At 56.2% G+C, this 21,007-nt stretch carries 20 protein-coding genes; 11 read left to right on the top strand and 9 right to left on the bottom strand.

What is annotated here, in order from left to right:
• Window positions 1-230: 230 nt before the first annotated feature.
• The 7 genes from ACR0KS_RS11930 to ACR0KS_RS11900 all read left to right on the top strand — a co-directional run bounded on the left by ACR0KS_RS11930 (window position 231) and on the right by ACR0KS_RS11900 (window position 7,620).
• Window positions 231-680 (top strand): CopD family protein, encoded by a 450-nt coding sequence (locus ACR0KS_RS11930; RefSeq protein ID WP_170564518.1) that lies wholly within the window; start codon window positions 231-233, stop codon window positions 678-680.
• A gap of 148 nt (window positions 681-828) precedes the next feature.
• Entirely contained in the window at window positions 829-2,100 is a 1,272-nt protein-coding gene (gene rho / locus ACR0KS_RS11925) for a transcription termination factor Rho (protein ID WP_170412710.1), read from the top strand.
• A gap of 30 nt (window positions 2,101-2,130) precedes the next feature.
• The gene (mnmE, locus tag ACR0KS_RS11920; RefSeq protein ID WP_170564515.1) at window positions 2,131-3,417 is read left to right on the top strand and encodes a tRNA uridine-5-carboxymethylaminomethyl(34) synthesis GTPase MnmE; all 1,287 of its coding nucleotides are present in this window, start codon (window positions 2,131-2,133) and stop codon (window positions 3,415-3,417) included.
• Window positions 3,418-3,429: 12 nt separating this feature from the next.
• A complete protein-coding gene (gene mnmG / locus ACR0KS_RS11915) occupies window positions 3,430-5,298 on the top strand; it encodes a tRNA uridine-5-carboxymethylaminomethyl(34) synthesis enzyme MnmG (RefSeq protein ID WP_170564512.1) in 1,869 nt (622 codons plus the stop codon).
• Entirely contained in the window at window positions 5,295-5,909 is a 615-nt protein-coding gene (rsmG, locus tag ACR0KS_RS11910; RefSeq protein WP_170564509.1) for a 16S rRNA (guanine(527)-N(7))-methyltransferase RsmG, read from the top strand. Before mnmG ends, rsmG begins: the two co-directional genes overlap by 4 nt.
• Window positions 5,902-6,702: an AAA family ATPase gene (locus tag ACR0KS_RS11905; RefSeq protein ID WP_170386946.1), complete on the top strand. Its 801-nt coding sequence runs from the start codon at window positions 5,902-5,904 to the stop codon at window positions 6,700-6,702. Before rsmG ends, ACR0KS_RS11905 begins: the two co-directional genes overlap by 8 nt.
• Before the next feature lie 24 nt (window positions 6,703-6,726).
• Window positions 6,727-7,620: a ParB/RepB/Spo0J family partition protein gene (locus ACR0KS_RS11900; RefSeq protein ID WP_170564506.1), complete on the top strand. Its 894-nt coding sequence runs from the start codon at window positions 6,727-6,729 to the stop codon at window positions 7,618-7,620.
• Here ACR0KS_RS11900 and ACR0KS_RS11895 read toward each other — a convergent pair.
• The 4 genes from ACR0KS_RS11895 to rph are packed head-to-tail and all read right to left on the bottom strand — an operon-like array spanning window position 7,610 to window position 10,435.
• Window positions 7,610-7,963: a YbaN family protein gene (locus ACR0KS_RS11895; protein WP_170386950.1), complete on the bottom strand. Its 354-nt coding sequence runs from the start codon at window positions 7,961-7,963 to the stop codon at window positions 7,610-7,612. The genes ACR0KS_RS11900 and ACR0KS_RS11895 overlap by 11 nt on opposite strands.
• Window positions 7,964-7,966: 3 nt before the next feature.
• The gene (hemW, locus tag ACR0KS_RS11890; protein ID WP_170564504.1) at window positions 7,967-9,121 is read right to left on the bottom strand and encodes a radical SAM family heme chaperone HemW; all 1,155 of its coding nucleotides are present in this window, start codon (window positions 9,119-9,121) and stop codon (window positions 7,967-7,969) included.
• Window positions 9,111-9,725, bottom strand: coding sequence for an RdgB/HAM1 family non-canonical purine NTP pyrophosphatase (gene rdgB / locus ACR0KS_RS11885; RefSeq protein WP_170564501.1), 615 nt, complete (start codon window positions 9,723-9,725; stop codon window positions 9,111-9,113). The genes hemW and rdgB overlap by 11 nt, the downstream gene beginning before the upstream one ends.
• Window positions 9,722-10,435 (bottom strand): ribonuclease PH, encoded by a 714-nt coding sequence (gene rph, locus ACR0KS_RS11880; RefSeq protein WP_170412685.1) that lies wholly within the window; start codon window positions 10,433-10,435, stop codon window positions 9,722-9,724. The genes rdgB and rph overlap by 4 nt, the downstream gene beginning before the upstream one ends.
• Window positions 10,436-10,547: 112 nt before the next feature.
• On the opposite strand from rph, the gene hrcA reads away from it, so the two are divergent.
• Entirely contained in the window at window positions 10,548-11,612 is a 1,065-nt protein-coding gene (gene hrcA, locus ACR0KS_RS11875) for a heat-inducible transcriptional repressor HrcA (RefSeq protein ID WP_170386958.1), read from the top strand.
• A 10-nt stretch (window positions 11,613-11,622) separates the two neighbouring features.
• The gene (locus ACR0KS_RS11870; RefSeq protein ID WP_170386960.1) at window positions 11,623-12,186 is read left to right on the top strand and encodes a nucleotide exchange factor GrpE; all 564 of its coding nucleotides are present in this window, start codon (window positions 11,623-11,625) and stop codon (window positions 12,184-12,186) included.
• A 58-nt stretch (window positions 12,187-12,244) separates the two neighbouring features.
• Here the strand turns inward: ACR0KS_RS11870 and mutS are convergent, their stop codons facing one another.
• On the bottom strand, window positions 12,245-14,860 hold the full coding sequence (gene mutS, locus ACR0KS_RS11865; RefSeq protein WP_170564812.1) for a DNA mismatch repair protein MutS: 2,616 nt from the start codon (window positions 14,858-14,860) through the stop codon (window positions 12,245-12,247).
• Window positions 14,861-15,020: 160 nt separating this feature from the next.
• On the opposite strand from mutS, the gene ACR0KS_RS11860 reads away from it, so the two are divergent.
• Together ACR0KS_RS11860 and ACR0KS_RS11855 are read left to right on the top strand one after the other, a co-directional pair.
• Window positions 15,021-17,276, top strand: a complete 2,256-nt coding sequence (locus ACR0KS_RS11860; protein ID WP_170564498.1) for an NADP-dependent malic enzyme — start codon at window positions 15,021-15,023, stop codon at window positions 17,274-17,276.
• A 3-nt stretch (window positions 17,277-17,279) separates the two neighbouring features.
• Window positions 17,280-18,149 (top strand): ribokinase, encoded by an 870-nt coding sequence (locus tag ACR0KS_RS11855; protein ID WP_170564495.1) that lies wholly within the window; start codon window positions 17,280-17,282, stop codon window positions 18,147-18,149.
• On the opposite strand, the gene msrA is transcribed toward ACR0KS_RS11855, so the two are convergent.
• The 4 genes from msrA to ACR0KS_RS11835 all read right to left on the bottom strand — a co-directional run bounded on the left by msrA (window position 18,146) and on the right by ACR0KS_RS11835 (window position 20,928).
• Window positions 18,146-18,817: a peptide-methionine (S)-S-oxide reductase MsrA gene (gene msrA / locus ACR0KS_RS11850; RefSeq protein ID WP_170564492.1), complete on the bottom strand. Its 672-nt coding sequence runs from the start codon at window positions 18,815-18,817 to the stop codon at window positions 18,146-18,148. The two genes, ACR0KS_RS11855 and msrA, sit on opposite strands and share 4 nt — an antisense overlap.
• 88 nt (window positions 18,818-18,905) lie before the next feature.
• Window positions 18,906-19,187, bottom strand: coding sequence for an SCP2 sterol-binding domain-containing protein (locus tag ACR0KS_RS11845; RefSeq protein WP_170412675.1), 282 nt, complete (start codon window positions 19,185-19,187; stop codon window positions 18,906-18,908).
• A gap of 77 nt (window positions 19,188-19,264) precedes the next feature.
• Window positions 19,265-19,705 (bottom strand): DUF1810 domain-containing protein, encoded by a 441-nt coding sequence (locus tag ACR0KS_RS11840; protein ID WP_170564489.1) that lies wholly within the window; start codon window positions 19,703-19,705, stop codon window positions 19,265-19,267.
• Entirely contained in the window at window positions 19,702-20,928 is a 1,227-nt protein-coding gene (locus ACR0KS_RS11835) for an argininosuccinate synthase (RefSeq protein WP_170564486.1), read from the bottom strand. The genes ACR0KS_RS11840 and ACR0KS_RS11835 overlap by 4 nt, the downstream gene beginning before the upstream one ends.
• Window positions 20,929-21,007: the final 79 nt, after the last annotated feature.

Genomic DNA, 21,007 nt, shown 5'->3' with positions numbered 1-21,007 from the left:
AAAGAGTTATCCCCAGATTTCCCATCTTAATGAAGATATAAGTACCTGATCTTATTGTGAAATAAATTCCTTCTACAGAATCACCTATTCTTGAGGGGATTCTATCCACCTGGGGAAAACACTTGTGTAAAAAAGTAATCCACGGATTTTGTTCACCCTACAAAACCATCTTCCTTTTTCTTTTCTTATTTTTTTATTAGGGAGAGTTCCGAGCAACCTTCGGAGCCGAGATGACGGATCTTCTTTTCACGATTTACCCATGGGTGAAGTCACTTCACATCATGGCGGTAATCTCGTGGATGGCAGGACTGTTCTATTTACCCCGACTGTTCGTCTATCACGTCGAAAAAGCGCAGGCTATCGATAAGGCAGAACCAATCTTCTTTGAAATGGAAGAAAAGCTGCTACGCGTGATCATGCGCCCCGCGATGATCGTGGCCTGGGTCTGTGGCCTGATCATGGTGTTTACACCTGGCATCGTCGGGTGGGATTTTGCATGGCCTTGGGTCAAGGGTGCGGCCGTCATTGGCATGACCTGGTTTCATCATTGGCTGATGGCACGCCGTAAAGACTTCTTAGAGGGGCGAAACAAGCTCACTGGGCGGCAGTATCGCATGATGAACGAGGTTCCGACGGTTTTGATGGTGATCATCGTTCTGGCGGTCATTCTGAAGTTCTGAGGGCGTTTTTACGCGTAAGGGGCAGGCGGGCGGTTTGACTCCGCCAGACGCCACGCTTATGTAGGGGTCAACACGCCCGTCCGGGCGGCGTATCTTCCGTACTGAAATTCCACTTCGTGCCGCGCTGACAGCGGTGAAGGTTTGTATCATGTCTACTGAATCCCTGAATCTGGCCGATCTGAAGGCCAAAAGCCCCAAAGACCTTCTGGCCATGGCCGAAGAGCTGGAGATCGAAAACGCCTCGACCATGCGGAAGGGCGAGATGATGTTCCAGATTCTGCGCGAACGCGCGGATGAGGGCTGGACCGTCGGAGGAGACGGTGTTCTGGAGGTTCTACAGGACGGGTTCGGTTTTCTGCGCTCGCCCGAAGCGAACTATCTGCCGGGGCCAGACGACATCTATGTCTCGCCTGACATGATCCGCCAGCATTCCCTTCGGACCGGCGACACGGTTGAAGGTGAGATCAAAGCGCCTGATGACAATGAGCGTTACTTTGCGCTGATCAAAGTCACGAAGATCAACTTTGAAGAGCCTGAGAAGGCCAAGCACAAGATCCTGTTCGACAACCTGACGCCTCTGTATCCCGACGAGCGTCTGAAGATGGAAATCGAAGATCCTACCATCAAAGACAAGTCGGCCCGCGTGATCGATCTGGTTGCGCCCATCGGTAAGGGTCAGCGGTCGTTGATCGTGGCGCCTCCGCGGACCGGTAAAACAGTGATCTTGCAGAACATCGCCCATTCGATCGAACAGAACCATCCTGAGTGCTACCTGATCGTTCTGCTGATCGACGAACGACCAGAAGAAGTGACGGACATGCAGCGCTCGGTAAAGGGTGAGGTTGTGTCCTCGACCTTTGACGAACCGGCAACGCGCCACGTGGCCGTATCGGAAATGGTTATCGAAAAAGCCAAGCGTTTGGTCGAGCATAAACGAGATGTTGTTATCCTTCTGGATTCGATCACAAGACTTGGTAGGGCGTTTAACACCGTCGTGCCGTCCTCGGGTAAAGTTCTGACCGGTGGTGTGGACGCGAATGCTCTGCAACGTCCCAAGCGGTTCTTTGGTGCGGCGCGGAATATCGAAGAGGGCGGTTCGCTGACCATCATCGCCACCGCGCTGATCGACACCGGCAGCCGGATGGACGAGGTGATCTTTGAAGAATTCAAAGGCACAGGTAACTCGGAAATCGTTCTGGATCGCAAGATTGCTGATAAGCGCGTGTTCCCGGCCATCGACATCCTCAAATCCGGTACAAGGAAAGAGGATCTTCTGGTCGACAAGGGCGATCTGGCCAAGACCTTCGTCCTGCGCCGTATCCTCAACCCGATGGGTACGACCGACGCGATCGAATTCCTGCTGTCCAAGCTGAAGCAGACGAAGACAAATGGTGAGTTCTTCGATTCGATGAACACCTGATACAGGTCTTAACCAACGCGGGGCCTACGAATGGATACGATATTCGCCTTGGCCAGCGCGCAGGGCAAAGCAGGGGTGGCGGTCATCCGCCTCTCTGGTCCTCTGGCGCATTCTGCTGCTGCTGAATTGACCGGTCATCCGCTGCCGCCCCGTGGTATGCGCTTTCGGTCACTTCACGCATCTGATGGGTCGCGTCTGGATGACGGCCTGGTCCTTACTTTTGAAGCACCTGCGAGTTTCACTGGCGAGGATGTAGTTGAATTTCAGATTCACGGCAGCACTGCCACGGTGGATGCTGTGATCCGCTGTCTTTCCGATACAGAAGGCTTGCGTCTTGCAGAGCCGGGCGAATTTACGCGCCGGGCTCTTGAGAACGGCAAGATGGATCTTACGCAAGTCGAAGGTCTGGCTGACCTGATCGACGCTGAAACTGAGGCACAGCGGAAACAAGCTCAGACCATCCTCGCGGGGGAGCTCGGCTCTTTGGCGGAACGGTGGCGAGGTGACCTGATCCGTGCTGCATCCTTGCTAGAAGCCGTGATCGATTTTGCGGATGAAGAAGTCCCGACAGATGTGACCCCAGAAGTTCGTCAACTGGTGAGCGGCGTTATGTCAGACCTTCAACGCGAGGCCGAAGGAGTGCGGATTGCCGAGCGTATTCGGACTGGGTTTGAGGTCGCAATCGTTGGGCTTCCAAATGCGGGTAAGTCTACACTGCTGAATGCTCTTGCCGGGCGTGATGCAGCTATTACATCTGAATATGCAGGGACGACCCGTGATGTGATTGAGGTTAGAATGGACCTTGATGGATTGCCTGTTACTTTGTTGGATACGGCAGGGCTGCGCGAGACTGAGGACCATGTCGAAAGTCTTGGTATCGAGCTGGCCCGAAAACGCGCTGAAACCGCTGATCTACGAGTCTTTCTGACAGAGAATCCTTCGGAACTGGGCGTAGCCATGCGCGAGGATGATATCCAGGTTTTGCCCAAAGCTGATCTTAGAAAAGGGTCAGGTGATGGAATATCTGGTAAAACGGGTCAGGGATTGGATCAATTGGTAAACAATATATCGCGTATATTGAACCAACGGTCCACTAGTTATGGTATAGCTACGCGGGAACGGCACCGTATCGCACTCAATAACGCCCGAGATTCACTAGGTGCTGCAATGTCTGTTCTGGAATCGGGCCCGGATTTGTATGATATCGCAGCGGAAGAATTGCGCACGGCCATTCGTGCGCTAGAGGCTTTGGTAGGCAGGATCGGTGTTGAAGACCTCTTGGATGAGATATTTTCAAGTTTCTGCCTTGGAAAATAGGGAGTGTTTCACGTGAAACATTCGAGTTTCGACGTTGTAGTGATTGGTGCCGGACATGCTGGAACTGAAGCCGCGCATGCAGCGGCCCGAATGGGTGCCCAAACTGCTTTAGTTACGCTTTCATCAGCGGACATAGGCGTTATGTCCTGTAATCCGGCAATCGGTGGGCTGGGAAAAGGTCATCTGGTTCGCGAGATAGATGCGCTGGACGGTGTTATGGGGCGTGTCGCTGATCAGGCCGGCATCCAGTTTCGACTTTTGAACCGGCGAAAGGGTCCGGCGGTACAGGGGCCAAGAACACAGGCAGATCGCGCGTTGTATCGAGCTGCCATGCAGCAGGAAACCAGTGCCCAGCCTAATCTTTCGATAGTTACCGGAGAAGTTGTTGACTTTCTAATGGATGGTCACCGCGTCGCAGGGGTGAAACTCGCGGATGAGTCCGAAATTGGCGCTAAAGCGGTTATTTTGACATCGGGAACTTTCCTGCGTGGTGTCATACACATAGGGGACGTTTCGCGCCCGGGTGGACGGATGGGGGATAAGCCGTCCGTCAAGCTGGCCGAAAGATTGGATAGCTTTCAATTCCCACTTGGAAGATTGAAAACTGGGACTCCACCCCGGCTTGATGGGCGCACGATAGATTGGTCAGATTTGGAACGACAGGATGGCGATGATGATCCGACGCTGTTCTCATTTATGTCCTCGGCTGTTGTAGCGCCTCAGATTTCCTGCGGAATCACACACACGAATGCGCGAACACATGAAATTATTGAAAAAAATCTAAGTCGATCGGCGATGTATGGGGGGCATATTGATGGGGTCGGCCCCAGGTATTGCCCTTCGATCGAAGACAAGATCGTAAGGTTCGCCGACAAAGAGTCTCACCAAATATTTCTGGAGCCAGAAGGTGTCAACGACCACACGATTTATCCCAACGGTATTTCGACGTCTTTGCCACAAGATGTGCAGCTGGACTATGTTCGGTCGATCAAAGGGCTGGAAAAAGCCGAGATACTTCAGCCTGGATATGCTATCGAATATGACTATGTGGATCCCCGCGTTTTAACTTCATCTTTGGCCGTCCCAGAAGTTCCAGGTCTATATCTTGCGGGTCAAATCAATGGAACAACAGGATATGAGGAGGCGGCTGCCCAAGGATTGGTGGCAGGTCTGAACGCGGCACTGTCTGTTTTTGGGCGAGATCCGATCCAGTTCACTCGAGCTGATAGTTATATTGGCGTGATGATTGATGATTTGACGACACGCGGTGTTGCGGAACCCTACCGTATGTTCACATCTCGAGCAGAGTTCAGATTATCTCTACGCGCTGACAATGCAGATCAACGACTAACACCAATCGGTATGGAGTTGGGATGTGTAGGAGAGGCCAGAATAAAATCGTTCTCCGAAAAGATCGAAAAGCTGACTGAAGTCAAATCCAGGCTTTCAGAACGAACTTATACTCCGAAGGAAATGCGCTCTGTCGGTATAAATGTCAATCAGGACGGAAACCGTCGTGATGGAATGGCAATCTTGGCGTTTCCTGATGTTTCTTTCTCTGACTTGCTTCCGCTAATTCCGGAACTTGGAAATGTAGATCCCGAGATACGCCAGCAAGTCGAGAGAGACGCGCTATATGCAAACTACATTGCTCGTCAGAAACGGGATGTCGAAGCAATGAAGCGTGATGAATCCTACGAAATTCCACTTGATTTCGACTATTTTGCCCTGGATGGTCTATCATCTGAGATGAAGCAGAAGCTTTCAAACGCGCGGCCAGAGAACGTGGCCCAAGCAAGTAGGGTCGAAGGGATTACTCCAGCAGCTTTGACGCTTGTTCTTGCGAAGCTCCGCCGAGAACAAAAGGTCAGAAAAGTATGAGTGAAGGAGTATTGGGTGATCTGAATGTTTCACGTGAAACATTCGAGCGTCTGACCAAATATGTTGAACTGGTAAAACGATGGAATCCAAAGATCAATTTGGTATCGCGTAACAGTCTGAATGACATTTGGACCCGTCATATCAAAGATTCCGTTCAGGTTTATCGTTGTGCCGGTACCTTTTCCAATTGGGTAGACCTGGGCAGCGGCGGAGGTTTTCCGGGAATGGTTTGCGCAATAGTGGCCATTGAAGAAAACCCAAGTGCACAGTTTACACTTATCGAAAGCGATCAGCGAAAATCAGCCTTTTTGCGCAACGTTGCCCGTGAATGTCAGGCAAATTGCAGGGTCATTTCCAAACGGATTGAGGCGGTCGATCCGCTTGGCGCAGATATTCTATCCGCCCGAGCGCTAGCTGAGCTGGGCGTGTTATTGTCCTTTTGTGACAGACATTTAGGGGATTCAGGTGTCGCGCTGTTGCCTAAAGGCGCAACCTGGAAAAAAGAACTGGACGACGCGCGCAAAGAATGGAATTTCCAGGCTGAGCCGATTACAAGTTTAACTGAACCTCAGGCCGTTATCCTTAAAATTAAAGGAGTATCACGTGGTTGATCTGTCTCGTCCCTCAGGGCCCCGGATTATCGCCGTTGCCAATCAGAAGGGCGGAGTAGGCAAAACCACAACAGCGATTAATCTTGCAGCGGGCCTGGCAGAGGCCGGTTGTCGGGTTTTAGTTGTTGATCTGGACCCGCAAGGGAACGCCTCGACCGGGCTGGGGGTGGAAGACAGAGATTGGACGACCTACGATCTGATACTGGATGACGCACCTCTTGAAGCTGTCATTCAGGAAACAGAAATTGGCGGTCTATACGTTGTACCGGCAACGGTTGATCTGAGTTCAGCAGATATCGAACTTATCTCGAACGAAAAGCGCAGTTATCTGTTGCACGATGCGCTCAGGCAGACAGCAATCGACAAGTTCGAGTTGGACTTCGTGCTGATAGATTGCCCGCCATCCCTGAATTTGCTGACTGTCAACGCGATGGTTGCAGCTCATTCCGTACTGGTGCCGCTTCAAAGCGAGTTCTTTGCGCTTGAAGGTTTGTCGCAACTCATGATGACGATTCGAGAGGTCCGCCAAACCGCGAATCCGGACCTGAGAATCGAAGGTGTTGTGTTGACCATGTATGACAACCGCAACAACTTGTCCCGTCAGGTCGAAAAAGACGCGCGTGACAATCTGGGTGAGATGGTATTTAAAACCAAAATACCCAGAAATGTGCGGGTCAGCGAGGCGCCGTCATACGCGTTGCCCGTACTGCAATATGATTCCGGGTCTCTGGGTGCGATGGCCTATCGTCATTTGGCCCGCGAAGTCATGCATAAGAATAAAAATGCCGCGTAAGCGGCAGTAGGAGGGGAGGGTCCAGTGGCAGCTAAGAAATCAAAACCCAGGGGATTGGGTCGCGGCCTGTCTGCTTTGATGGCGGATGTCACGCAAGAGACAGAAGGGCTTAGACCGTCAGAACCTCGCCGCCCGGATATGAAAGTTCCGATTGAAAAGCTGCACGCGAACCCAAATCAGCCGCGCCGCACCTTTTCGCGCGACCAACTGGATGAACTTGCGACTTCGGTTAAGGAAAAGGGCATTATTCAACCTCTGATCGTCCGCGAGATAGCGGAAGGCGATTATGAGATTGTCGCGGGTGAACGCCGCTGGCGTGCAGCGCAAATGGCGCAACTGCATGATATTCCCGTCATTGTCCGTGATTTCGACGATACCGAAGTGCTGGAAGTCGCGATTATCGAGAATATTCAACGCGCTGACCTGAATGCAGTTGAAGAAGCGGCCGGCTACAAGCAGCTTATGGATCGTTTCGGACACACGCAGGAAAAGCTGGCCGAAGCCTTGGGTAAAAGCCGCAGCCACATTGCAAACCTTCTGCGTTTGCTTTCCCTACCGATGGATGTGCAGCAACTTGTCGTCGAAGGTAAGCTGTCGGCTGGACACGCGCGTGCATTGATCACAGCGGAAAACCCCTCGGAATTGGCGAAAATTGTTGTGCGCGACGGTCTTTCCGTTCGGGCGACTGAGGCGCTTGTGAAGAAAGAGCAGGCCGATCCTGCTAAATCCGTGCCGAAGTCCCGGAATCTGAATGCAGGAAAAGACGCAGACACACGCGCGTTGGAAAAGGATCTTTCTGCGATTCTGGCTATGAAGGTAGCGATCAATCACAAGGCCGGGACAGAGTCTGGGCAGGTGGTTCTAACCTATGAAAACCTGGATCAACTTGATGACCTGTGCGCAAAGCTCAGCCGTTAGGACGGGTCCAGATAAAGGTCATCACACCACCTAATACAATCGCCTGAATGATTAGCACGTGATCGGGCACTTGGATAAGAACTGAAATTCCAAAGACGGCGGCAATCGAGAGGGTTGCTGCCTTTTTTGCTTTTGGGCGTATGGCGCCGGAGTTCTGCCAATCCAAGATCATTGGGCCAAAGGTTTTATGAGTGATAAGCCAGTTGTGCAGGCGGGATGACGACCGAGCGAAGAAAAACGCGGCCAGCAGCAGGAAAGGGACGGTGGGAAGCAAAGGCAAAGCAATACCGACCACCGCAAGGGCAACGCTCAATAATCCCAATGCTGCCCAGAGATATTGCATCCGCTAACCCAAAAGTTCCCGGATGACCGAGTTCAATACCGCGCGCCCGTCTTGTGTGGCGATCAAGCGCCTGTCTTTTTGTTCGATCATGCCGATATCGGTCAGATGTTCCAGCTTGGTTTTTGGCAAAGGCTGGCCAGATAAAGAATTAAATCGATCAATATCTAGACCTTCTGATACCCTTAACCCCATCATAAGGTATTCATTGGCCTGATCCTGCGCAGAAAGTTCAGTGCGTTCCTTTTCTCCGCTACCTTGATCGACGGCTTGTAGCCACCTGTTCGGAGATAAGTAGGTTTCGGTTGCCAGTTTCTTTCCATCTCGGGTGATACGACCATGTGCACCAGGGCCAATTCCAACATAGTCGCCGTACCGCCAGTAAATCAGGTTGTGTTGAGATTCCGCTCCGGGTCGGGCGTGATTGGAAACTTCGTAAGCGGGTAAGCCGTGCGCTTCGCAGATTTCTTGCGTGGCAAGATACATATCGGCGGCGCTGTCATCCTCGGGCAGGCCACGCAGCTTTCCAACGGCGTATCTGTCACCGAATGCGGTGCCTTCCTCAATGGTCAGTTGGTACAAAGACAAATGGTCAACGGCCATGGACAAGGCGTCAGACAGTTCTGCGCGCCAAGCTGCCAGGGTTTGATGCTGGCGGGCGTAGATCAAGTCAAAGCTGACCCTGTCGAAACAGGCTCTGGCGATATCAAACGCAGCCTGCGCCTCGGCGACCGAGTGGATTCGACCCAATCGGCGCAGGTCGTCGTCATTCAGCGCTTGTACGCCCATCGATATCCGGTTCACCCCTGCGTCGCGATAGGCGGCAAACCGTCCAGCCTCGACCGAGCCGGGATTGGCCTCAAGCGTGATTTCCATGTCATTGGCAGGCCGCCACAGGCTGCGGGCCTCATCAATAACGGCAGCAACGGTGTCCGGGAGCATTAGCGAGGGTGTGCCACCGCCAAAAAAGATCGTATTCAGCACCCGATCTGGTGTGTCCAAAGCAGAGCGGCGCAGTTCGTCTAGATAATTGTTAAGCCATTGTTTTTGATCTATATTTTTAGACACATGGCTGTTAAAGTCGCAATAGGGGCACTTGGCCTCGCAAAAGGGCCAATGCACATACAGGCCAAAGCCCCCGTTGCGCCAATCATCCGCCAAAGCAGCCTTTCACGAACATCTCAACCGCGCGACCGCGATGGCTGATCTTGTTCTTTTCCCAGCGATCCATTTCGGCAAAGGTAATGTCATGCCCGTCGGGGACAAACATCGGGTCATAGCCGAACCCATCCTTACCCCGGATCGGCCAGACAAGGTGGCCGGGGGCGATGCCCTCGAACACTTCGTCATGACCATCGGGCCAGGCCAAAACCAGAGTGCACCGAAACTGGGCCGTTCGGGGGTGGGCCGCGTTTTTTGCTTCCAGCTCATCATGCGCACGGGTCATGGCCATCAGGAAATCACGGCCATTTCCGGTTTCCGCCCAATCCGCGGTGTATACGCCGGGTGCACCGTCCAGCGCATCAATCGTAATCCCGGAATCGTCCGACAGGGCAGGCAGCCCGGTGGCCTTGGCCGCGGCATGAGCCTTGATCCGGGCGTTGCCGACGAAAGTATCCTCGGTCTCCTCCGGTTCGGGTAGGTTCATCTCACCTGCGCCGACAACGGTCACGCCAAAGGGTTCGAGAAGATGCGCCATCTCCTCGAGCTTGCCTTTGTTATGCGTGGCCACCAGTAGCCTGTCGCAGTCGAACTTGCGGGTCATGCGGTGGCGGCCTTTTGCGCGGCTGCCAATTCGCCGACGCCTTTTTCGGCCAGATCCATCAGTTGATCCATTTGCGCCCGGCTAAAGACCGAGCCTTCGGCGCTCATCTGTACTTCGATCAGTTTGCCCGATCCGGTCATGATAAAGTTACCGTCGACGCCAGCCTCGCTGTCTTCAGGGTAATCTAGGTCCAGTACCGGCTGACCGGCGTAAATGCCACAAGACACGGCGGCCACCGGATCGACCAGCGGGTCAGAGATCACATCGCCCGCTTTCATCAGCTTGTTTACGGCCAGACGCAGCGCAACCCAACCCCCGGTGATCGAGGCGCAGCGGGTGCCGCCATCGGCCTGAATGACATCGCAGTCCACGGTGATCTGACGTTCACCCAACGCAACCCGATCCACACCGGCGCGCAGGGCGCGACCGATCAGGCGTTGGATTTCCACGGTCCGACCGCCTTGCTTGCCGCTGGCGGCTTCGCGCCGCATCCGGGTGTTGGTTGCGCGGGGCAGCATGCCGTATTCCGCCGTCACCCAACCCAGACCCGAGCCTTTGATAAAGGGTGGCACGCGATCCTCGATCGTGGCGGTACACAGCACATGGGTGTCGCCCATTTTGATCAGGCAGGAACCTTCGGCATGTTTGGTAAAGCCTGTCTCGATTGAAACGGCGCGCATTTCGTTTAGATCACGTCCTGAGGGTCGCATGGAAAATCCTTTGTTTGCTGGGTTGGGGATACCGCCCCGTGGCGTTACGATGCAACCCCGATTGACCTTTCATTTGCCTGCGATTTAATGACGACCCAGCAGGGGACCGCCGATGAGCGAAGCAAGCAAAATTCTGAACGAGATGAACGACCGGTCGCGTGAGGTGTTTCGGTTGATCGTCGAAAGCTATCTGGAAAGCGGTGAGCCGGTGGGCAGCCGGACCCTGACACGCACCCTGTCGGAAAAAGTCAGCGCCGCGACGGTACGCAACGTGATGCAGGACCTAGAGTTTCTGGGATTGCTGGACAGCCCCCATGTCAGCGCGGGGCGGATTCCGACGCAGCAGGGGTTGCGGATGTTTGTCGATGGATTGCTTGAGGTCGGCGATCTGGGGGCGGATGATCGGCAAAAGCTGGATGAGACTTTAGGCTCTAACGCAGGCGATGTGGGCGGGATGCTGGACCGGGTGGGATCGGCTTTGTCACACGTGTCACATGGCGCGTCTTTGGTTTTGACGCCTAAGCAAGAGTCCGAGATCAAGCACATCGAATTTGTTTCACTGGCCCATGACCGCGCCCTGGTCGTTCTGGTATTTGCGGACGGGCATGTGGAAAATCGCCTGTTTACACCTCCTCCGGGGCAAACGCCCAGCTCTATGCGCGAGGCGGCGAATTTCCTGAACGCCTTGATCGAAGGGAGGACGCTTGGCGAGGTCAGGCGCCAGATGCAGACACAAATCGCCGCCCGCAAGCAAGAGATCGACGTGCTGGCCCGCGAGATGGTTGAAAGCGGTATGGCGGCCTGGGACGGAGACGGCGGAGACTCGGCCCGGCTGATCGTGCGTGGACGCGCGAATCTGTTGGGCGACTCAGGTCAGGAAGAGGAACTGGATCGCATTCGCACTTTGTTTGACGATCTGGAACGTAAGCGCGATATTGCCGAATTTTTGGAATTAACCGAAGAAGGTGAAGGCGTTCGCATTTTTATTGGTTCTGAGAACAAACTTTTCTCACTTTCGGGTTCCTCTTTGGTGGTGTCTCCATATATGAACGCTGATCGAAAGATAATCGGTGCGGTCGGGGTTATCGGACCTACGCGACTGAATTATGGACGGATCGTACCGATCGTGGATTATACGGCGCAACTGGTCGGCAAGCTGATTTCCGACCGGAGCTAGAGGGTAAGAGATGGCAGAACCCAAAAACGAAGATTTCCTGGACGATATCGCAACCGCCGAAGCGGAAGAATTGGCGGAAGAATTTGCTGAGATCAGCGAAGAAGAGCTAGAGCTTGAAGCGCTGCGTGCTGAGCGAGACGAGTTCAAGGACAAGTTCATGCGCGCGCTGGCAGATGCCGAAAACGCGCGCAAACGCGGTGACAAGGCGCGTCGTGACGCCGAACAGTATGGCGGATCGAAACTGGCTCGGGATATGTTGCCGGTTTACGACAATATGAAGCGCGCTTTGGAAGCAGCGACAGACGAGCAGAAAGAGGTTGCCGCCGGACTTCTGGAAGGGGTCGAACTGACCATGCGTGCCCTAAAGGACGTATTCCAGAAACACGGGATTCGAGTGATTACTCCGGAAGTTGGCGACCGGTTTGACCCAAATCTCCACGAAGCCATGTTCGAGGCTCCTGTTCCTGGCACCCGTGCCGGTGATATTATTCAGGTGTCCGCCGAAGGCTTCATGCTGCATGACCGGTTGCTTCGTCCGGCACAGGTGGGTGTGTCTTCGACACCTGCAAGCTGATTGGCCTCTGCGAGGCCAAGCCTCCGGCGGAAGTATTTTTGAACAGAAGAAGGGGCGGTCAGGATTTGGCCGCCTCTTTCAGTTTGTAGACCAGGTCGAGCGCTTCTCGGGGCGTCAGTTCATCTGGTAGGATTTCGTCCAGCATGTTCGTAAGCGGGGACGCCTTGGGCGCGGGGGGCGGAGGCGGCGGCGCGGCGGAAAACAGGGGCAGGTCGTCGATCAGAGCCTTTTGTTTGCCACCTTCGCGTTCGGTTTTTTCCAATTGGTCCAGAACAACGCGGGCGCGTTCAACCACGGATGCGGGGAGCCCGGCCAATTGCGCGACCTGAACACCATAAGAGCGGTCGGCGGCACCTTTGTGGACCTCGTGCAGAAAGATGACCTCGCCCTCCCATTCCTTGACGGCGACGGTGGCGTTTTCGACACCTTCCAGCTTGCCCGCCAAAGCGGTGAGTTCATGGTAGTGGGTGGCGAACAGCGCCCGGCATTGGTTTGCGGCGTGTAGATGTTCCAGCGTGGCCCAGGCGATCGACAGGCCGTCATAGGTGGCCGTTCCCCGTCCGATTTCGTCCAGAATGACCAGAGCGCGATCATCTGCCTGGTTCAGGATTGCGGCGGTTTCAACCATCTCAACCATGAAGGTTGATCGCCCGCGGGCCAGATCGTCCGACGCTCCGACACGGCTGAACAGTTGGCTGACGATGCCGATATGAGCCTGCTCAGCCGGGACATAGCCGCCCATTTGCGCCAATAGCGCGATCAGGGCGTTCTGGCGGAGAAAGGTAGATTTACCGGCCATGTTTGGGCCGGTCAACAACCAGATCGCCGCGCCTTGATCCGCGCTCAGATCGCAGTCATTGGCAATGAAGGCGTCGCCCGATTGCTGACGCAGTGCGTGTTCGACCACCGGGTGGCGACCACCTTTCACGTCGAACGCACGCGAATTGTCTACCTGCGGACGGCACCAATTTTCTCCGCGCGCCAGATCAGCGAGTGCTGTGGTCAGGTCCAGCTCGGCCAGCCCTCGGGCGGCCTGGCTCAGTCGCGCGGCGAGGGCTAGAATTTCGCCAGAAAGCCTTTGATAGAGCCGTTTTTCGATCTCCAACGCCAGATTACCCGCGTTTAGGATGCGGGTTTCGATCTCAGACAATTCCACGGTTGTGAACCGCACCTGATTGGCGGTTGTCTGGCGGTGGATGTAGGTTTCACTGAATGGCGGGTTCAGCATTTTTTCGGCATGGGTGGCCGTGGTTTCGATGAAATAGCCCAGCACGTTGTTGTGTTTGATCTTCAGCGAAGTGATGCCGGTGTGTTCCGCGTATTTCTGCTGGAATCCCGCGATGACCGAGCGGCCTTCGTCGCGCAGGGTGCGGGCCTCATCTAGGTCTGTGTCGAAACCGGGCGCGATGAAGCCGCCGTCACGGGCCAGCAAGGGTGGTTCAGCGACGAGGGCTTCGTCCAATAGGTTCAGCAGATCATCAAAGCCGACAAGGTTCTGCACTGCGGTCGCCAAGAGGACGGGAAGATCCTGACTTTCGCACATTTCAGCGATTGCCGATGCCTGTGTCAGCCCATTTCGGATGGCGGCCAGATCGCGGGGGCCGCCGCGCTCGAGCGATAGGCGCGACAGGGCACGGTCCAGATCGGGGGTTTTGCGCAACGCCTCGCGCAAGTCCGAGGTGGTCAGACTGTCATCAGCGGTGAAACTCACCGCATCCAACCGGGCGTGGATCACATCTAGATTGCGCGACGGGCTGGACAGGCGTTGTTCCAGCAGCCGCGCACCACCCGGCGTAACAGTGCGATCAACCACCGACAGCAGTGATCCGGCGCGGCCACCAGACAGAGACCGGGTCAGCTCCAGGTTGCGGCGCGTGGCGGCGTCGATCTGCACCACGCGATCCTCGGATTCCTTCAGTGGCGTTTGCAGCAGCGGCAGTTTGCCCTTTTGCGTGATTTCAAGATAGTCGATCAGCGCGCCCATAGCCGACACTTCGGCCCGGCCAAAGGACCCGAACGCATCCAAGGCGCCAACGTGAAACAGACCGCAGATGCGTTTTTCGGCAGCCGTGCTATCGAAACTGGCGCGTCCGATCGGGGTCAGCGAAATCCCCAGATCGCGCACCGTTTCGTTCAACGCCTGCTCCATCCCGTCGCCCACGATCAGTTCGGACGGGGCCAGCCGTGCCAGTTCGGGGCTGAGCCGCACGGACGTCAGAGGCATCACGTGAAACGCGCCGGTTGAAATATCGGCCCAGGCCAAAGCGGCCTCATCCCGAACCTCGGCGTAAGCGGCCAGAAAATTGTGGCGGCGGGCCTCTAGCAGCGCATCTTCGGTCAGCGTGCCCGGCGTCACCAAACGCACAACATCGCGCCGAACCACCGATTTAGAGCCTCTTTTCTTCGCCTCAGCCGGGCTTTCCATCTGTTCGCAGACGGCGACGCGGAACCCTTTGCGGATCAGGGTCAGCAGATACCCCTCGGCCGAATGGACCGGCACGCCGCACATGGGAATGTCCTCTCCATTGTGCTTACCTCGCTTGGTCAAGGCGATGTCCAGCGCCTCGGCCGCGTTTACAGCGTCCTGAAAAAACATCTCGTAGAAATCACCCATGCGGTAGAACAGCAGGGCGTCGGCGTGGGCCTCTTTGATTTCAAGATATTGCGCCATCATCGGCGTTGCTGTGGACAAAAGCGGCCCCCTTCTGGCGTATTCCGGTCGCGACCTTACAAATCCCCCATCCGCGACGAAAGGTGAAAACGTATTGTCGTTGAGGCGCAGCCCTGCCTGCGTTATGACGCATCAGCCCGAATTCATGGAAACGACCGACAAGATGCCCAAAACGAAAATCACCAAAGAAGAGGCACTGGCCTTTCACCTGGACCCCACCCCCGGCAAGTGGGAGGTGCAGGCCACCGTTCCCATGACCACGCAGCGCGATCTGTCGCTGGCCTACAGCCCCGGTGTGGCCGTTCCTTGCGAAGCCATCGCCGAAGCGCCCGAGACCGCCTATGACTATACCAACAAGGGCAATTTGGTCGCCGTGATCTCGAACGGGACGGCTGTTTTGGGGCTTGGCAATCTGGGCGCGCTGGGCTCGAAGCCCGTGATGGAAGGAAAATCCGTCCTGTTTAAGCGCTTCGCCGACATAAACTCGATCGATATCGAACTGGACACCGAAGACCCGGATGAGTTCTGTCGCGCCGTGCGACTGATGGGGCCGACCTTTGGCGGGATCAACCTCGAAGACATCAAGGCGCCCGAATGTTTCATCATCGAACAGCGCCTGAAGGAAGAGATGGATATCCCTGTCTTCCATGACGACCAACATGGCACGGCGGTGATCTGTGCGGCAGGTCTGATCAACGCGCTGCATATCTCGGGCAAGAAGATCGAGGACGTGAAGATCGTACTTAATGGTGCGGGTGCTGCGGGGATCGCCTGTATCGAATTGCTCAAGGCGATGGGCGCGCAGCACGACAACTGCATCGTTTGCGACACCAAGGGCGTGATCTATCAGGGCCGGACCGAGGGGATGAACCAGTGGAAATCGGCCCACGCCATCACCACTGATCTGCGCACCCTGGAAGACGCCATGAAGGGCGCGGATGTGTTTCTGGGTGTGTCGGTCAAAGGGGCCGTGACCCAAGAGATGGTTAAGTCGATGGCTGACAACCCGGTGATTTTCGCCATGGCTAACCCCGACCCCGAGATCACACCGGAAGAGGCGCACGAAGTTCGTGTAGATGCGATCGTTGCCACGGGTCGCAGTGACTATCCGAACCAGGTGAACAACGTGCTGGGCTTCCCCTATTTGTTCCGCGGCGCGCTGGATATCCACGCGCGGGCAATCAATGACGAGATGAAGATTGCGTGCGCCCACGCGTTGGCACGTCTGGCGCGCGAAGATGTGCCGGATGAGGTCGCAATGGCGTATGGCAAGTCGCTGACCTTTGGTCGCGACTATATCATCCCCACGCCGTTCGATCCGCGCCTGATCCACCGCATTCCGCCCGCCGTTGCCAAGGCCGGGATGGATACCGGGGCTGCGCGCCGTCCGATCATCGACATGGACGCATACGAGCTGAGCTTGAAATCCCGCATGGACCCGACCGCCAGCATCCTGCGTGGTCTGAACGCCCGTGCGCGTCAGGCGCAAAGCCGGATGATCTTTGCCGAGGGCGACGATCCCCGTGTCCTGCGTGCCGCTGTCACCTACCAACGCTCGGGCTTTGGCAAGGCGCTGGTTGTGGGTCGCCCCGATGACGTGAAGGCCAAGCTGGAAGAGGCCGGTCTGGGCGATGCCGTGCGCGAGCTTGAGGTGGTCAACGCCGCCAACACCGCGCATCTCGATACCTACTCGAACTTCCTGTACGAGCGGCTTCAGCGTAAGGGTTTTGACCGCAAGGACATTCACCGCCTTGCTGCGCGGGACCGTCACGTGTTTTCCTCGCTGATGCTGGCGCATGGGCATGGCGATGGTCTTGTGACCGGGGCCACGCGCAAATCGGCGCATGTTCTGGACCGGATCAATCACGTATTCGATGCGGATGCAGCGCATGGGGCGGCTGGCGTGACGGCGCTGTTGCACAAGGGGCGGATCGTGCTGATCGGCGATACGCTGGTCCATGAATGGCCCGATGAGAATGATCTGGCCACTATCGCCGAACGCTCGGCTGCCGTTGCACGCCACATGGGGCTTGATCCGCGTGTGGCTTTCGTCAGCTTTTCGACCTTCGGCTATCCGGTGTCGGAGCGGGCTGAAAAAATGCACCGCGCACCTGCGGTTCTGGATCAGCGCGGCGTTGATTTTGAATATGAGGGCGAGATGACCGTGGATGTCGCCCTGAATGTCGATCAGCAAGCCAGCTATCCGTTCCAGCGTCTGACGGGTCCTGCGAATATCCTGATCGTACCCGCGCGCCACTCGGCATCGATCTCGACCAAGCTGATGCAGGAAATGGGCGGTGCGACTGTCATTGGCCCGATCCTGTCGGGTGTCGATAAGCCGATCCAGATTTGTTCGACCGTCTCCACGGCGAATGACATCCTGAACATGGCTATTTTGGCGTCTTGTGACATTGGATAAGCCATGACGATCTGGAACCTCGGCTCGATCAACGCGGACATGATTTACGACGTGCCGCACCTTCCCGGGCCGGGGGAGACGCTCTCGGCCAACCGTTTGGATCGCTTTCTGGGCGGCAAAGGGGCGAACATGTCCGTGGCCGCGGCCCGGGCTGGCGCGCAGGTGGCCCATATTGGGGCCGTGGGGTCGGACGGGCGCTGGGCGCTGGATCGCTTGACGGAATATGGCGTGGATACGCGCCGTATCGCTCTGGTTGATGTGCCGACAGGCCACGCCATCATCGCCGTGGATTCCAAGGGTGAGAACAACATCATCCTGTTTCAGGGGGCGAACCACGCCATTTCAACCGATCAGTTGGGGCAGGCGCTGTCTTCAGCCTCGCAGGGTGACTTGCTGGTGATGCAGAACGAAACCAACCTGCAGGTTGAGGCCGCGAAGATGGGGCGCGAGATGGGTTTGACCGTCTGCTACGCTGCAGCACCGTTTCAGGCTAAGGCGGTGCAGGCCGTGCTGCCCTACCTGGATTTCCTGATCCTGAACGAGGTTGAGGCCGAACAACTGCATCAAGCCACCGGCCAATCCGTCACGGATTTGAAGGTCGAGCATGTGATCGTCACTTTGGGCTCGAAAGGTGCGCGATACTATCATCGCGCTGCGGCGTCGGATTTTCCGGCCCACAAAGTGAAGGCCGTGGATACGACCGGCGCGGGGGACACGTTCACCGGCTATGTTCTGGCCGGTATGGATCGTGGGATGCCGATAGCGCAGGCAATTTCACAAGCAAATCGTGCCGCGGCCCTGATGGTCACGCGGCACGGTACAGCCGATGTCATCCCGGATCTGAAAGAGGTCCGGGACGCGCAGTTCGATTAAGACCCGGCAAACGGCGCGTCGCTACCCCAAAGTTGTTTCACTCGGGCGTCCCGACCGCAGGCTTTGCGGTATGCCTTGTATGCGCTGTGCTGACGTTTGGGGCCAAACCGCGTGAGAACCAGCTTGGACCCCTTGTAGTAATCCTGATGATACGCCTCGGCTGGGTAAAACGCGCCGGCCTGCAGGATCGGAGTAACCACAGTCTGCCCCAGCGCACGTTGTGCATCGGCTTTGGCCTGCTCAGCAGATGCTTTTTCGCCTGCGTTAGAGACGAAAATCGCGGTTCTGTAGCTGTCGCCCCGATCGCAGAACTGACCGCCTGCATCGGTAGGGTCGACCGAGCGGAAAAAGAGGCTCAACAGCGTTTCACGGGAAATGACCGATGGGTCAAAGGTGATCTGAACGGCCTCGTAGTGACCTGTACCCCCTTTTGTGACTTGATCGTAGGTCGGGCTTGCAGTGGTGCCGCCGGTATATCCGGAAACTGCCCCTGTCACGCCTTTCACCGATTCAAAGTCGGATTCGACGCACCAAAAACACCCGCCAGCCACCGTCAGGGTTTCAGTTCCGGCAGCGGGTGCCGGGGTTGCGCGCAACAGTGCGGCAATTGCGATCAAGACAAACAGAAGCGTCGGTTTGACGTAGTCGAGATAAGCGATGCGGGTCATGGCAGGTCTCCTTCCAAGATTAGGCTGCCCTGTCTTTTCGCCCTGCGCAATCACCTGACATCGTTTGTCACGCGCTGGTGAGAGGAGTTTATCCCAGCAACTGCCCCAGTTTCATCGCAACGCCCATATTTCCCGAAATCTTGAGCTTGCCCAAAGCCACGCCCGTCATAGGGTTCAGTTTGCCGGTCAGCAGCTTGGTCAGGTTCTTCTGCGAGATGCGGATGGTGCAGTCGGTGTCCTGATCCTGGGTGGTGGCCTGATTGTCGGACAGGACGATCACGCCGTCATCGCCACAATCGAATTTCAACGAACCCTCAAAGCTCTTGCCAACCAGGTTTTTCTGAATGTCGTCTGCAATAGATTGCATCATGGTATCTCTCCTTGGTTGACCTGTGCGTAAAGCTAAACAGGTTAACCAAGCAAGGATGACGCAACGGGAACCTGAGGCTACGAGCGTTGCAAAAGCTGGTCGGTGCGTTCGCAGCGCTGGCCGTCATAGAATGCGTCAAGAACGGCCTTAAATTCCTGTGGCGCGCCGGGTACAGACGAGAACAGAGTCATGCACGACCGCAGTTTCTTGGCATCAATCCCGCCCAGAATGTCCGAGGCGTCGCGCCCCTTGTGCAGCAGCATCAACCGCGCTGTTTCCGTCAGGCGTTCGCGCAGTTCTGGATGATCCAGATAGGCGGTTGCCTCGTCCAGATCTTCAATTCCATATAGTTGCGCCATATCGGATCGGCCAAGCTCGGCCAGTTGCGGAAAGACGAACCACATCCAATGGCTGGTTTTCTGCCCCTGCTTCAGTTCGCGCAGGACGTCGGACCAGACCGTGTCCTGCGCTTCGATGAACAGATCAAGCTCATCGCTGATGCCGTCGTCCTCGATCACTTGGACAAACGCTTGTCTCGGGCTGCCAGCAGTTTCAGACGCAGGGCGTTCAATTGGATAAAGCCTGCCGCATCTGTCTGGTCATATGCGCCCGCGTCATCCTCAAAGGTCACATGTTCCTCGGAGTAGAGCGAGTGATCCGACCAGCGGCCCACGGTCGAGGCCAGACCTTTATACAGCTTCACCCGCACGGTGCCGGTGACGTGTTCCTGGCTCTTGTCGATTGCTGCCTGCAACATTTCGCGTTCGGGCGAGTACCAGAAGCCGTTATAAATCAGCTCGGCATACTGCGGCATCAACTGGTCTTTCAGATGCATCGCGCCACGGTCCATGGTGATGGATTCGATGCCACGATGCGCTTCCAGCAGGATGGTGCCGCCGGGCGTTTCGTAGATGCCGCGCGATTTCATGCCCACGAACCGGCCTTCGACCAGGTCGAGACGGCCAATGCCGTGCTTGCCGCCATATTCGTTCAGCTTGGTTAGGATGGTGGCAGGGCTCATCGCTTCGCCATTGATGCTGACCGCGTCGCCTTTTTCAAAGCCGATCTCGATGAATTCAGGCTCGTTCGGCGCGTCTTCGGGGTGGACGGTGCGCTGGTAGACGTAGTCAGGCGCCATATCTGCGGGGTCTTCCAGAACCTTGCCCTCGGACGAGGTGTGCAGCAGGTTCGCATCGACCGAGAACGGAGCCTCGCCGCGCTTGTCCTTGGCGATCGGAATCTGATGCGCCTCGGCCCATTCGATCAGACGGGTGCGGCTGGTCAGGTCCCATTCACGCCACGGCGCGATCACCTTGATGTCTGGGTTCAGGGCGTAAGCGGCCAGTTCAAAACGAACCTGATCGTTGCCCTTGCCGGTTGCGCCATGCGCCACAGCGTCGGCACCGGTTTCGGCAGCAATCTCGACCAGACGTTTCGAGATCAGCGGACGCGCGATGGACGTGCCCAGCAGGTACAGCCCTTCGTATTGAGCATTGGCGCGGAACATGGGGAAGACGAAATCGCGGACGAATTCCTCGCGGATGTCTTCGATATAGATGTTCTCGGGTTTGATCCCCAGCATCTCGGCCTTTTGTCGTGCCGGTTCCAGCTCCTCACCCTGACCCAGATCGGCGGTGAAGGTCACAACTTCACAGCCATACTCGGTCTGCAACCATTTCAGAATGATCGAGGTATCAAGGCCACCGGAATAGGCCAGAACAACTTTCTTGGGCGCGGACATCTGACTTCCCTTTATGCGTAGAACGATTGGCCCCTAACGGGTTTTGAAAGCGGGGGCAAGTTATCAGCGTTGACGCAGG

The sequence above is a fragment of the Ruegeria sp. BC7 genome (assembly GCF_056539165.1).
Note: the sequence above shows the minus strand (reverse complement) of the source record. Positions and strands in the feature narration are given on the sequence as shown.

Coding starts and splice junctions, on each gene's coding strand:
- ACR0KS_RS11930 (WP_170564518.1), top strand. CDS start 231: ATGACGGATCTTCTTTTCACGATTTACCCATGGGTGAAGTCACTTCAC.
- rho (WP_170412710.1), top strand. CDS start 829: ATGTCTACTGAATCCCTGAATCTGGCCGATCTGAAGGCCAAAAGCCCC.
- mnmE (WP_170564515.1), top strand. CDS start 2,131: ATGGATACGATATTCGCCTTGGCCAGCGCGCAGGGCAAAGCAGGGGTG.
- rsmG (WP_170564509.1), top strand. CDS start 5,295: ATGAGTGAAGGAGTATTGGGTGATCTGAATGTTTCACGTGAAACATTC.
- ACR0KS_RS11895 (WP_170386950.1), bottom strand. CDS start 7,963: ATGCAATATCTCTGGGCAGCATTGGGATTATTGAGCGTTGCCCTTGCG.
- rdgB (WP_170564501.1), bottom strand. CDS start 9,725: ATGACCCGCAAGTTCGACTGCGACAGGCTACTGGTGGCCACGCATAAC.
- rph (WP_170412685.1), bottom strand. CDS start 10,435: ATGCGACCCTCAGGACGTGATCTAAACGAAATGCGCGCCGTTTCAATC.
- hrcA (WP_170386958.1), top strand. CDS start 10,548: ATGAGCGAAGCAAGCAAAATTCTGAACGAGATGAACGACCGGTCGCGT.
- ACR0KS_RS11870 (WP_170386960.1), top strand. CDS start 11,623: ATGGCAGAACCCAAAAACGAAGATTTCCTGGACGATATCGCAACCGCC.
- mutS (WP_170564812.1), bottom strand. CDS start 14,860: ATGATGGCGCAATATCTTGAAATCAAAGAGGCCCACGCCGACGCCCTG.
- ACR0KS_RS11860 (WP_170564498.1), top strand. CDS start 15,021: ATGCCCAAAACGAAAATCACCAAAGAAGAGGCACTGGCCTTTCACCTG.
- ACR0KS_RS11855 (WP_170564495.1), top strand. CDS start 17,280: ATGACGATCTGGAACCTCGGCTCGATCAACGCGGACATGATTTACGAC.
- msrA (WP_170564492.1), bottom strand. CDS start 18,817: ATGACCCGCATCGCTTATCTCGACTACGTCAAACCGACGCTTCTGTTT.
- ACR0KS_RS11845 (WP_170412675.1), bottom strand. CDS start 19,187: ATGATGCAATCTATTGCAGACGACATTCAGAAAAACCTGGTTGGCAAG.
- ACR0KS_RS11835 (WP_170564486.1), bottom strand. CDS start 20,928: ATGTCCGCGCCCAAGAAAGTTGTTCTGGCCTATTCCGGTGGCCTTGAT.